This window comes from Microlunatus sp. GCM10028923, assembly GCF_042666975.1.
In the GTDB taxonomy this organism is placed as follows: Bacteria; Actinomycetota; Actinomycetes; order Propionibacteriales; family Propionibacteriaceae; genus Microlunatus.
The window spans coordinates 208,285-220,779 of sequence record NZ_JBHTFF010000013.1 but is presented as its reverse complement, the minus strand read 5'-3'; the positions used below and the strand labels follow the sequence as shown (position 1 = coordinate 220,779).

Below are 12,495 nucleotides of genomic sequence, written 5' to 3'. Positions count from 1 at the left end.
CGCCGGTGTCCGAGAGCGCGTACCGGGATCGCGACCAGCGCATCCTCGACACGGTGGCCGAGCTGGTGCTCCGCTGGGGCGCGAAGCGGGTCACGATCGACGAGGTCGCCCGTCGCGCCGGCATCGGGAAGGGCACCGTCTACCTGCACTTCGAGTCCCGGACCCGATTGCTGGCGGCCGTGCTGATGCGGGAGTCGATCGCGATCACCGACGAGCTGATCGCGGCCATGGAGCAGGACCCGTCGGCGGTCCTGCCGTCCGAACAGGCCCGGCTGACCTATCTCGCCACCCGGGCCCGCCCACTGAGCTGGGCGATGATGAGCCGGGACCGGGAACTGCTCGGCGAACTCGCCCACGAGGCCGCGGTCCAACCGCTGTGGACCTGGAGTCGTGAGGTCGGCCGGGCCTGCCTCCAGGTGCTCCGTGATCATGAACTGCTCCGGGCGGACCTTGATCACGCCACCCACGAGTTGATCTTCAACGCCACCCAGGCCGGCTTCTATCTGCATCCGGCCGGGATCGAAGCCGAGCCCGCTGCTACGGCCGCGGCCCTCCGGACCGCCATTGCCGGGGCCCTCGAACCGGCCGATCCGCCCGATGCCGGCCGCCTGGCCACCGCCGCCGCGGCAGCCATCGCGCACTACCGCCCGCTCCGCGACCGGTTGGCCGAGGAGATCGATCGGCGGCCGACCCGTACCAAATGATCATGATCAACCACTGCGACCGAGAAGGACCCGTCCGATGACCCGAATCGTCTTCACCGCGATGCCGGCGGCCGGCCACGTCAATCCCAGCGCCCCGCTGATCCGGGAACTGGTCCGGCGCAAGCTCTCCGTCACCTGCTATGCCACCGAGGAGTTCCGGGACCAGCTGACGGCGACCGGAGCGGACTTCCGCCCCTACCCGGCCGACGCGATCACCTCCGAGGACATCGCCACCGCGACCCGGGAAGGCAGCCCGCTGCGGGTCGTCGCCCGGGTCCTCACCGCCACCGAGCGGCTGGTTCCCTTTCTGCAGCAGGAATTGCGTCGGGATCCGGCGGACGCGATCGCCTACGACTCGAACGCGGTCTGGGGCCGGATGGCGGCGACCGATGCCGGGCTGCCGACGATCTCCCTGATGACCACGATGCTGGCCGGCGCCGAGAGCATGCGCGGCATGGCGCTGCGGGAATGGCTGCAGTTCATCAAGCTCGCGTTGCCCGATCTGCCCGGCGTCGTCGGCGCGCGCGGCCGGGTGGTCAAGCAGTTCGGCGACCTGTTCCCGCCCAGCCCGGTCTTCCCGATGCGCGGCGACCTGACGATCTTCCCGATCCCGCGCTGGCTGCAGCTGCCCGACCCGCGGATCGACGACAGCTGCCACTATGTCGGGCCGACCTTCGACCCGGCGGTCCGGACGAGTGTGGCCGACCCCGAGCTCGCCGCCCTGCTGGCCGGTTCGGAGCCGTTGATCATGGTCTCGCTGGGCACCCTGCACGCGGGCAGCGACGAGTTCTTCCGGTCCTGCTTCGCGGCGCTCGGCGACCTGCCGGCGCGGGTGGTCCTCTCGGTCGGCCGGCACACCGATCCGGCCCGGCTCGGCACCCCGCCGTCGAACACGCTGGTCCGGGCCTCCGTACCGCAGTTCGAGGTCCTGGCCCGGGCCGACCTGTTCGTCACCCACGGCGGCATGAACAGCGTGCTCGAGGGCCTCCGGCACGCGGTGCCGCTGGTGATCATTCCGCAGCAGTTCGAGCAGCTGGTGATCGGCCGGGCCGTGGCCGAGCGGGGTGCCGGTGTCGTGCTCCGGCAGAACCTCTCCGGTCGCCCCGTGCCGCCCGAGGCGCTGCGCTCCGCCGTCGACCAGGTCCGCTCCGATTCTGCCCACGCAGCCGCGGCCCGGACCATCGCGGACGGGCTGGGTCAGGAGGGCGGCGCCGCGGCCGCCGCCGAACTGATCGACCGGTTCCTCGCCGAGCGGTCGGCGAGCCGAGCCGGCTGAGCCGGCCCGATCATGATCATGGTCCGGCCCAGCGCCGGCGCCACGCCGACGGTGACTCCCCGGTGTGGCGCCGGAACTGCCGGGAGAAGTAGTAGGCGTCGCTGATCCCCACCCGGCGGGCGATCTGGGCCATCGGCAGCGAGGTGGTGATGATCAACTCCTTGGCAGCATCGATCCGGACCCGGAGCACCCAGGCCAGCGGCGACGTGTCCAGGTGGCGCCGGAACAGCCGGGTCAGCGTGGCCGTGCTGCAGTCCGCGACCGCGGCCAGGTCGGCGACGGTGATCGACCGGCCCGGTTCGGCGGTCACCCAGGTCAGCACCCGGCGCAACCGGAGCGGCAGCCGGCGGTCGTTCTGCGGCAGGATCTGGTCCGCGGCCCGCAGCTCCCCCGTCACCAGGACGCCCAGCGCACGGGCGGTCTCGACGTCCGGGGTGCCACGGTCCCAGACCTGCGCGATCAGTTTGATCAAGGTCTTCAGAGTCGGATGACTGGTCTCGTCGGTGACCCACAATTCGCCGCCGATGCCGAGTTCGGCGTCCGACCGCCAGCCGACGCCGGCCAGCGGATGATCGGGATGGTGCGGTACGGCGAGCTCGACCGGCTGGTCCGCCGCGTGCCAGGGGATCAGGTGGGCCCCGTAGACCAGGTACGGATCCGCCGGGTCCGGCCGGTAGGCGACCCGGTGTCCCCAGGGCAGGACCATGATCATGTCCGGTCGCAGTTCGTGTTCCGTACCGTTGATCACGACCCGGCCGCGGCCGGAGTGACCGGCCAGCAGCATCCGGGACTCGACCCGCGGATAGCCGGAATGATCACCGGGGTGCGCCTGCACCGTCGCGGCGAAGGCGACCAGCGGGAAGCCCGGCCCGCCGTCCGCGGCAGGCCGGGCGATCCTCGGCGTCTCCGATCTCAGCAGATCTTGTTCTTCTGCCAGCGCAACTCCTCGTCATGATCGACCAGCGTCAGGCCGCGGTCACGCCAGTAGTATTTCAGGCTCTCGTCGGTCCAGCCTTCGTAGATGTCGTCCCAGGGCAGGATGTCGCAGTGCGGCGTGATCGAGCCGCGGGTGATCGGCTCGTCGGCCCGCTGGTAGCGCAGGTCGAGCGACAACCGGACCCGCTCCCCCTTCACGTTGGGCATGCCGCGGTGCACGGTCAGGCTGGTGAAGGTCAGCACGTCGCCGGCCCGGAAGTCGGCCACACCCCAGGACAGGCCGGAGTCACAGATGTAGGCCTCCAGCTCGCCGGCACCCTGCGCCGCGTGGTACGTCAGCAGACCGTCGGCCTGGGAACCGACCAGCACCGTCAGGGCGCCCAGCTCGACCGGGCAGTCGCCGAGCGGGAACCAGGACGTCCAGACGTTCTTGGTGCCCTGGATGTGGATGAAGTCCTGGTGCGCCGGCGTCGGCTGGAAGTTGGAGCTCGGCACCATCACCCGGGCGATCGACAGCGGCTGCCGCAGCACGTTGCCGCCGAGCAGGCTGTCGTACAAGTTGATCATGGCCGGGTCGTGCCCGATCCCGTGGAAGTCCTGGATCTTGTAGATGTCCCGGTACGCGTCGAGCGGGACCCCGGTGCCGCAGAAGGCGGCCGCCACCGGGTCGACCCGATCGAACGCCGCCGTGTCGGCGATGCCGTCCATCGGATCGGTGCCCGCCTGCAGCCAGCCGTGGTCGGCGACGACCTGCATCATCTGCCGGCGCAGGCCGAGCACCCGGTCCCGGTCCAGCAGTCCGCGGAAGAACAGGTAGCCGTCGACCGCCGCGCGCTCCAGCAGGGCCTGCGGGTTGCCCAGCAGCGGGCTCGAGTCGACCAGTTCGACGGTGGGGTTGGCCGTCGCGATGTCGGACGTGGTCATGGGAATCACTCCTGTGAGTAGAACGCCGAAGGGCGGTCGTTTCGATCAACTTTGGACCACCGTCCCCCGTGGATCCATGCCTCAGAGACGTACTTCCTGGACGATCCGATCAGGTCACCTCAGTCGGCGACCCGGTCCAGGACCAGCAGGCCGGCGTCCTCGGCGAGGGTGAAGCCGAGCTCGAACGGTTCGCCGGCGGTCACGGTCCGGCCGTCGTCGTCGCGGACCCGGTAGCGCTGCCCGGCCCGCAAGGTGCGCGGCGTGATCATGGGCCGGTCCGGACGGCCGGGCCGGCCGTAGACCAAGATCACGGAGCGGTCCCCGGTGCCGTATTCGACCGCGTAGAACGGATCGGCCGGTTCGCCGTGCCGCTCCACCCGGCCGGTCTGAGTCGTCGCCCGCAGCTCCCGGTAGAGCTTGATCAACTCCGCGGCCCGGGCCCGCTCCCCCGCCGTCCAGGCGAGCAGGTCGGAGCCGACGCCGAGGACGCCGGCCATCGCGACCAGGAACCGGAACTCGAGGCTGACCGGCTCCGGATCGCGATGATCGGGCTGGTCGGTCACCCAGGAACTCATCAGGTGCGGGCCGTACGCGGACAGGAAGCCGTGCTGGATCGCCAGCCGGTCCCGCGGCCCGGTCTCGTCGCTGGTCCACACCACGTCGGTCAGCGCGAGCACCGCCGCGTCGATCCGGCCGCCGCCGGAGGAGCACGCCTCCACGGTGACGTGGCCGAACTCCTCGCGCAGCATCCGGAGCACCCGGTGGTAGCCCTCGACGTGCTGGACCGGCCACTGCCGACCATGATCGTCACCGGGCCGGCCGCCGTCGCTGACCGGGCGGTTCATGTCCCACTTCAGGTAGCTGATCCGGTGATCGGCCAGCAGCGTCCGCAGGGTCTGTTCGCACCAGGCGACGACCTCGGGGCGGCCGAAGTCGAGCAGGTACTGGTTCCGCACCGTGACCAGCGGCCGGTCGCCGGCCCGGTAGACCCAGTCCGGGTGGGCCCGGTAGAGGTCGCTGTCCGGGTTCACCGCCTCCGGCTCCACCCAGATCCCGAACCGCATCCCGAGGCCCGTGACCGAGGTGATCAACGGGTCCAGGCCGTGCGGGAACTTGGCCGGGTCCGGGGTCCAGTCGCCCAGCCCGGCGCGGTCGCTGGTCCGGCCGGCGAACCAGCCGTCGTCGACGACGAACACCTCGGCGCCGAGCTCGGCCGCCACCTCGGCCAGTGCCGCCTGGTGCTCGGGCCGGACGTCGAATTCCGTTGCGTACCAGGAGTTGTAGACGATCGGGCGATGGGCCGGTCCAATATCGCGGCTGAGCACCCGGCGTTGATGATCATGCCAGCGGCCGGGCAGGCCGGCGACGCCCTCCGGGGCCCGTACCGCCAGAATCTCCGGCGTCGCGTACGTCTCCCCCGGGTCCAGCGTGATCACACAGGTCTCGTCGTCGACGCCACCGGCGATCCGGACCCGGCCCGACCCCGGTACGACCTCGGCGGCCAGCCGCCAGGATCCACTCCAGGCCAGCGCCACCCCGAAGCCGGGCCCGGCCGAGGTACCGACGGCGAGCACCGGGGCGTAGCTGTGCGACGTGACCCCCTGCCGGCTGCCGATCGTGAACGTCCCGGCCGGCAGCGTCACCCGGTGGGTCCCGAACTCGCGGGCCCAGTCGCCGGCCAGGAAGTCGATCATCGGCGGTTCCGGCAGCGGCAGGTCCCAGGCCGGGGCGAACGCCCGGGGCAGGGTGAGCCGCCGCCGGCCGACGTTGGTGATCACGACCCGCTTCGCGATCACGTCGTGCTCCGTGTCGGCGGTGATCCGCAACTCCAGGTCGAGCCGGCCGGTGGTGTCGACGGCGTGCACCCGGAGCGTGGTGCGGGTCCCGTGGCTGATCAGCTCACCGTCGGAGTCCCAGACCATCCGGGCCCCGATCAGGCCGTCGCCGTGATCGACGATCAGCTCCGACGTCTGCCGCTGCCGGGTACCGAGCACCGCGTACTCCAACGGCAGTACGTCGGCCGAGAGGTCCCAGCCACCGGCCACGGGCCACTCGACCTCCGCAGCCTCGGCGCCGGGATCGGTCCAGGACAGCAGCACCGGACCAAGATCATCGGGTGCCAGGCCGACCCGGTAGACCCCGGTCGCGGTGGGCAGCCGCCAGACCGGGCTCACTTGTTCGCTCCGACCAGGAGGCCGGACACGAAGTGCTTCTGGAACAGGAAGAAGACGACCGCCGGCGGGATCGCGGCCAGGATGGAGCCGGCGGCGACCACGTTCCACTTGCTGACGAAGCTGCCCTGCAGGTTGAGCAGCGCCGCCGTGATCGGGAACTTGGTCTCGGTGCGCAGCACGGTCATCGCCCAGATCAGGTCGTTGAACACCCAGGTGGTGGCGAGCGCGCCGAGCGCGGCCAGGGCCGGCCGGCAGAGCGGCAGCACGATCTGTCCGTAGGTCCGGACGGCGCCGGCCCCGTCGACCACGGCGGCCTCGAACACCTCGCGCGGGATCCCGCGCATGAAGCCGTGCAGGACGAACGTGTAGAAGCCGAGGCCGAAGCCGATCTGCACCACGATCAACGCCAGCAGGGAGTCGTAGATGCCGATCCCCTCGGCGATCTTGGCCACCGGGATCAGCAGGATCTGCGGCGGCAGCAGGTTGCCGGCGAGCATGATCAACAGGATGCTCCGGCGGAACGGGATCCGGAACCGGCTCAGCGCGAACGCCGCCATCGACGCCAGCAGCAGCGTGAAGATCACCGTCACCACGGTGACCAGCGCGCTGTTCAGCAGGGCACCCCGGGTGCCGGCGTCGAACGCCGTCCGGAAGCCCTCGAAGGACAGCGCGGCGGGCAGGGCGGCGAGGCCGCGCATCGTGATGTCGTCGAACGGTCGCAGCGACACCCCGACGACGAAGATCAGCGGTGAGATGTAGAGCAGGGTGAACGGGATCATCCCGACGTGGAACCAGGGTGAGGTCTTGTTCATGGTCAGTCCTCCTCACCGCGGGCCGCGCGGGCCAGATAGGTGATGATGAAGATGATCGCCAGCAGGAAGATGATCACTGCGATCGCGGAGCCGTAGCCGAGGTTCACCACGGTGAAGCCCTGCTGGAACATGTACGTGCTGAGCAGCTGACTGCTGTCGTACGGACCGCCGCGGGTCATCGACCAGACGATGTCGAAGGTGCGCAGCGAGTCGATCACGGTGACCGCGAAGACCACCGTGTTGACGCCGGCCAGCTGCGGCATCACCACGTGCCAGAAGCGTTGCCAGCGGTTCGCGCCGTCCACCGCGGCCGCCTCCTCCAGCGCCGGGTCGCAGCTCTTCAGCCCGGCCAGGTAGAGCACCATGATGTAGCCCACCTGGCGCCAGACGGCCGCGATCAGCACCCCGTACAGGGCGAGATCGGGCGAGGCCAGCCACGGCGTCGCCAGCGCCTCGATCCGCAGCGCCTCGAAGAAGCCGGTGATCGGCCCGTCCGGCGCGTACATCACCCGCCAGAACAGGCCGGTCACCGCCAACGAGAACACCATCGGCAGGTAGATCGCGGCCCGGTAGATGCCGACCCCGCGCCGCGGCCGGTTCAGCAGCACCGCCAGGGTCAGCCCGCCGATCACCGAGAGCCCGCCGAACAAGATCACCCAGATCGCGTTGTTGCGCAGGGCGGTCAGGAAGACCGGGTCGGAGGACAGGTTGACATAGTTCTGCAGGCCGATGAACTCCGCCGCACCGACGCCCTGCCAGCGGGTCAGCGACAGCTGGAAGCTGTTGAACGCCGGCCAGAAGACCCAGAACACCTCGACCGCGACCGGGATGATCAAGAACAGCCAGACGACCGGCGGCACGCGCAGTGCACCGCGGGCCCGTCGCCGACTGGTCCCGGTGCCGCGGCTCGGAACCGTCGCCGTCGCGGTCGAGGTCATCGCTTTCGGTGTCATTATTTGCGGGCCCGCTCGGCCGCCTTCTGCCAGTCCTCCAGGGTTCCCTTGATGTCGGACGGATCATCCAGGAACTTGGTCAGGGCGGCGTCGGCGGTGAGCTGCAGCGCGTCGGAGGAGTCCCGGTTGAAGAACTGGGTGATCTCCTTCGTCTCGTTGAGCAGCTTGATCCCCTTCTGCACCATCGGCGAGAAGCCGGACGTGTCGACGTCGGGCGACGTCGGCAGGTTGGCCGAGCCGGACAGCTGGATGTTCTTCTGCTGGGCGTCCGGCGAGGCCAGGAAGGTCATCAGCTTCTTCGCCTGGTCGACGTTCGGGGCCTTGGCCGATCCCATGTAGCCGTCGGTCGGCGCCTCCTCCGCGCTCGGGATGGCCGGGTCGATCGTCGGCACCGAGAAGAAGTCGATGTCGTCGACCTGGTTCTTCGGCACCGACACGACGATGAACGCGCCGGTCAGGTACATCGCCGCCTTGTCCTGAACCAGCGGCGTGACCGCCTCCTGCACCGAGTACGAACGCATGTTGGGATCGAAGTACGGGATCAGCTGCTTGTACCGCTCCAGCACCGCGGCGACCCGCTCGTCGGTGAACGGGAACTTCCCGGCCAGCAGGTCGCGGTGGAACTGGGCGCCGTTCACCCGAAGGTTCAGGTAGTCGAACCAGCCGGACGACATCCACGGCGTCGAGCCGATGCCATTGGTGAGCGGGTGCACGCCGCGGCCCTTGAGATCATCACAGAGCGCGATGAAGTCGTCCCAGACCTTCGGCGGCTCGGTGATGCCCCACTTCTGGAAGGCGGACTTCTTGTAGAAGATCGACCACCAGTAGTAGCTGGTCGGCACGAAGATCTGCTTGCCGCTCTCGTCGCTGCACAGGGCGCGCAGCGATTCCGAGTAGCCCGCGCACGCGCCGTCGCCGGTCCAGAGATCACTGACGTCGAGCAGCAATCCCTTGCTGGCATAGTCTCTGGCGACCGAGCCGGCCAGCCAGCCGATCACGTCCGGCGGGTTGGCCGAGGTCAGATAGGTGGACAGCTGGGCCCGGAACTGCTCGGTGGCGACGGCGTTCACCGTCGGTGCCGGGCCGTCGTAGTCCTTGATCGTTTCCAGCAGCGCGTCGCGCGACTTCGGTTCCGAGAAGGCGATCTGCAGCGTCGCCGGGCCGCCGGTCGGTCCACCCGTGGGTGGTGCCGAGGTGCCCGGCCCGGTGCCGATGCAGCCGGACAGCAGGGTGGCCCCGCCGAAGGCCGCGGCGCCGCCCAGCAGGGCACGGCGGGTCAGGCTGGTGGGGCTGGGTGGGTACGAGATGCGAGTGGTCATCGAACCTCTCCTGTGAGTGATGGACTCTGATCTTGGGTCTCGAGCCGGCGCCTCAGATCGATCGCGTCGGCATGGTTGGGATCCTCGGCGAGGATCTCGTCGAGCCGGCTCAGCGCGCCCTGCCGGCACCCGTTGACCGCGGCCAACTGGGCGCGGAGGAAGCGGACCCGGCGGTTCTTGATCAACTCCGGGTCCTCGGCGAACAGCAGCAGGGTCGGCAGCGAGGTGGCGAAGTAGTCGACGGTTGCCGGCGTCGCCTCCTGTTCGTCGCAGAAGATCGACAACCCGGCCGCGAGCTCGTCGGCGGGCCCGGGACGGCCGAGCCGGCGCAGTGCGGTGATCGACGCCGCGGTCGCCTCGCTGAACGGGGTGGTGCTCATGGACAGGAAGTCCCCGATCTGGTCGGCCGCGTCGGCCCAGTCCCGCCGGGCCGCTTCCTGATCACCGGCGGCGGCCAGGGCGTCGCCGCGGGCGAGCCGCAGCCAGGCCGAGTTGGCCAGCGGGTGCCGCTGTTCGCCCAGAGATGTCGGCGGGTCCAGGGCCCGGTCGAGCCAGCCGACCGCGTCCGTCGGCCGGCCGGCCGCGAGCTCCGCGTCGGCCTGGGCGAGGCAGGCACGGTCCCAGGCCCGGAGTGCCTGCCCCTCACCGCCCTCCCACGGCTGGAAGTCCCGTTCCAGCAGCAGCGCGGTCGCCGCCTCATGATCACCGAGGGACAGCCGCAGCTGGGCCAGTTCGACCACCGCGTCGTCGCGCTGCCGGACCAGGTCGAGCCGGTCCTGCAGCCGGGCCCACCGCTCGGCCGGCGCGATGCCGGCCCGGGCCTGGAGTTGATCATGCTCGAAGCGGAGCCGGGCATCCTCCGGGGCCGCCTGCACGGCCCGCTGGTAGCTCTGCAGGGCGGTCTCCAGGTCGTGCTGCCGGTTGTAGGCCGCGAGCCCGAGGTTGCGCCAGCAGACCGGGTCGGACGGGTCGATCCGGACCGCCCGCCGCCACGCGTCGACGGCCTCGTCGACCCGGTCCCGGTCGTAGAGCCAGTGCCCGAGCAGCGCCGCCGCACGATGATCATCCGGAGCTTCGGATCCCCTGCGGGACAACAGGTCCGCGTCGTCCAGCCGGGCCGGGAAGCACCAGCGGTCCGGAACCGTCCTGGCCTGGCTGAGGGCGGCCTCGGCCTCCGCCGCGCGGCCCAGCCCGGTCAGCAGTTCCGCCCGGCGGTAGGCGATCAACGGGCCGGCGGCCGGTGCGCCGAGCGGGCGTACTTCATCGGCCGTGGCCGCGAGTTCGAGCAGCCGGAGGGCCGCTTCCGGTTCGCCGGCGTGGGCGTACTCGAGGGCGACGTCGAGCAGGGTCTGGGCGTCGGTGGTCAGCGGTTCGCCGGCCAGGTCGTTCGTCCACCCGTGCAGCGGGTCCAGTCGTCGGGTCTCGGCGAGCAGCCGCTCGGCCTGTTCGGTCCGGCCGAGCCGGCGCAGCACGATCACCGAGAGCGCCCGCGCCTGCAGGTGTTCGGGTTCGGCCCGGAGCACGTCGGCCAGCAGGTCGACCGCGTCGGCGTTGCGGCCGGCGGCGGCGTCGAGCACGGCGGCCCGGTAGCCGGCCGGCGCCCGCCAGGCACGGTTCCAGGCGGCCTTGCGGTACGCCGCGTAGGCGCCGTCGTGATCACCGAGCCGGTCCCGGGTCAGGCCGAGGTAGTAGTGCGCGGTGGTGTCGGCCGGGTTGGCGTTGCGGACCGACAGCCTGGCCACGGCGCGGCGGAGCAACGCGTCGGCCTCCTGGTAGCGGCCGGCCCGGTAGCGGCGCGCGGCCAGCGCGGTGCAGGTCGGAGCATGATCGGGATCGCGGCGCAGCGCCTCCGCCCAGTACGGCTCCGGGGACCGGGTCGCATGGCGGTACTGCTCCAGGTGGATCCCGGTCAGGTAGAGCTCCTCGACGCTGCCGACCGCCTCCGGGGCCGGCGGCTCGGTCGCCGGGCCGGCCGACTCGGCCGGTTCCGCCCGGGCCCAGCGGACCAGCTCGGCCCCGTCGGCGACGACCGTGATCACCAGGTCGTGATCTTGGTCGGCGGCCAGCGGCAGCTGGACCGGCCGGCCCGGGGTCAGCGCCACCCGGTGTTCGGACCTTCCGCCCGTGCCCTCGATGATCACCGTCGCGTCGTCGTACCGGGCTGTCGCGGCGACGCCCACGGTCCCGTCGGTGATCGCGATCGCGGCGTCGAGCGTCGCGGCCTGCACCGGCCCGATTCCCTGGTACGGATACCAGAACTGGCTGAACACCTTCGTCTCGCCGGGCGCCAGGAACGAGAAGTCCGGCTGGTTGTCGGTGAACACGCCAGCCATCAGTTCGATGTAGGCCGAGCCGTCGTCGGCGAGGTTGCGGCACCAGGCCTCGCCGAACGGCGCGTTGCCCCAGGTCCACATCTTCTTGCCGACGGCGGTCCGGTGATCGGCGACGTGTACGAAGCCGGCCCCGGCCTGGTGGTCGTACCCGCCGAAGAAGTCGCCCTCGCTGCCCAGGCACATGTAGGAGGTGGGCACCGGGATGTTGCGATACCAGTCGATCCGGTCCCCCGGCACCTCGTGTCCTGAGCCTGTCGAAGGACCGTCCGCCGAGCCTGTCGCAGCGCGGTGCGGGTAGTCGATGCCGTAGTAGGGCCGGTCGGCGGCCGGGAACGCGGTGACGGCGCGGCGCGCGTGGTCGGCGACCATCGACACGTCCGGCGGGAAGAACGCCTGCAGTTGATCATGGGCGCGGACGGCGACGTTGGCCCACCAGAGGAACGTCTGCGGCTCCTCGGAGGAGTTGTAGAGCCGTACCTTCAGCTCGATCGCGGCCCGGTCCGGCCGCAGGCAGATCCCGTGCATCCCCTTCATCCGGGTGAACGGATCATGATCGGAACACCAGACCGTCACCGAACCGTCCGGGTCGTGCTCGATCGTCGCGTCGGTCGGCAGATAGGTCGCCGGCCGGTGGTGCTGCGGCCAGTTGAACTCGACGCCGCCGGCGATCCACGGCCCGGTCAGCCCGATCAGCGCAGGCTTGATCACGTCGTTGCGGTAGAAGAAGTCGTGCCCGGCGATCTTGTCGTAGCCGACGTGGATCCGGCCGCCCAGTTCGGGCAGGATCATCAGCCGGATCCACGCGTTCTCCAGATGGATGGCGTCCCAGGAGACCGGGCGGCGGACCGGCTCGATCCGTTCGAAGAACGGCAGCGGGTAGACCCGGCCCGAGGAGCCCTGGTAGACCCGTTGATCAAGATAGGCGGGATACCGGTCCGGCGGCAGCGGTCGATAGGTCTCGATCTGCACCGGTTCGCGCCAGCCCGCCACCGGCGCCTCGGCCAGGGTCGGCGGGCGTTCGGGCAGCGTGAGCCGCGGCGGCTCCTCGGTGAGCATGGGCGCGA

9 protein-coding genes are annotated in these 12,495 nt (G+C 70.6%); 2 read left to right on the top strand and 7 right to left on the bottom strand.

Annotated elements, in window-relative coordinates; all coding sequences use genetic code 11:
- Window positions 1-5 precede the first annotated feature (5 nt).
- Both ACFQU4_RS27890 and ACFQU4_RS27885 read left to right on the top strand, forming a co-directional pair.
- Complete coding sequence (locus ACFQU4_RS27890) at window positions 6-704, top strand: TetR/AcrR family transcriptional regulator (RefSeq protein ID WP_377498358.1); 699 nt, start codon at window positions 6-8, stop codon at window positions 702-704.
- 37 nt (window positions 705-741) lie between these two features.
- Window positions 742-1,980, top strand: coding sequence for a macrolide family glycosyltransferase (locus tag ACFQU4_RS27885; protein ID WP_377498356.1), 1,239 nt, complete (start codon window positions 742-744; stop codon window positions 1,978-1,980).
- A 16-nt stretch (window positions 1,981-1,996) separates the two neighbouring features.
- Here the strand turns inward: ACFQU4_RS27885 and ACFQU4_RS27880 are convergent, their stop codons facing one another.
- The 7 genes from ACFQU4_RS27880 to ACFQU4_RS27850 all read right to left on the bottom strand — a co-directional run bounded on the left by ACFQU4_RS27880 (window position 1,997) and on the right by ACFQU4_RS27850 (window position 12,487).
- Entirely contained in the window at window positions 1,997-2,815 is an 819-nt protein-coding gene (locus ACFQU4_RS27880; protein ID WP_377498354.1) for a helix-turn-helix domain-containing protein, read from the bottom strand.
- Window positions 2,816-2,892: 77 nt separating this feature from the next.
- Window positions 2,893-3,840, bottom strand: a complete 948-nt coding sequence (locus tag ACFQU4_RS27875) for a phytanoyl-CoA dioxygenase family protein (RefSeq protein ID WP_377498352.1) — start codon at window positions 3,838-3,840, stop codon at window positions 2,893-2,895.
- A 119-nt stretch (window positions 3,841-3,959) separates the two neighbouring features.
- On the bottom strand, window positions 3,960-6,014 hold the full coding sequence (locus ACFQU4_RS27870) for an alpha-galactosidase (RefSeq protein WP_377498349.1): 2,055 nt from the start codon (window positions 6,012-6,014) through the stop codon (window positions 3,960-3,962).
- Window positions 6,011-6,826 carry a carbohydrate ABC transporter permease gene (locus ACFQU4_RS27865; protein WP_377498347.1) on the bottom strand — a complete coding sequence of 272 codons (816 nt, stop codon included), beginning with the start codon at window positions 6,824-6,826 and terminating at the stop codon, window positions 6,011-6,013. Before ACFQU4_RS27865 ends, ACFQU4_RS27870 begins: the two co-directional genes overlap by 4 nt.
- A gap of 2 nt (window positions 6,827-6,828) precedes the next feature.
- Window positions 6,829-7,764 (bottom strand): carbohydrate ABC transporter permease, encoded by a 936-nt coding sequence (locus tag ACFQU4_RS27860; protein ID WP_377498345.1) that lies wholly within the window; start codon window positions 7,762-7,764, stop codon window positions 6,829-6,831.
- A gap of 14 nt (window positions 7,765-7,778) precedes the next feature.
- The gene (locus ACFQU4_RS27855) at window positions 7,779-9,098 is read right to left on the bottom strand and encodes an ABC transporter substrate-binding protein (protein WP_377498343.1); all 1,320 of its coding nucleotides are present in this window, start codon (window positions 9,096-9,098) and stop codon (window positions 7,779-7,781) included.
- Window positions 9,095-12,487, bottom strand: a complete 3,393-nt coding sequence (locus tag ACFQU4_RS27850; protein WP_377498341.1) for a DUF5107 domain-containing protein — start codon at window positions 12,485-12,487, stop codon at window positions 9,095-9,097. The genes ACFQU4_RS27855 and ACFQU4_RS27850 overlap by 4 nt, the downstream gene beginning before the upstream one ends.
- Window positions 12,488-12,495 lie beyond the last annotated feature (8 nt).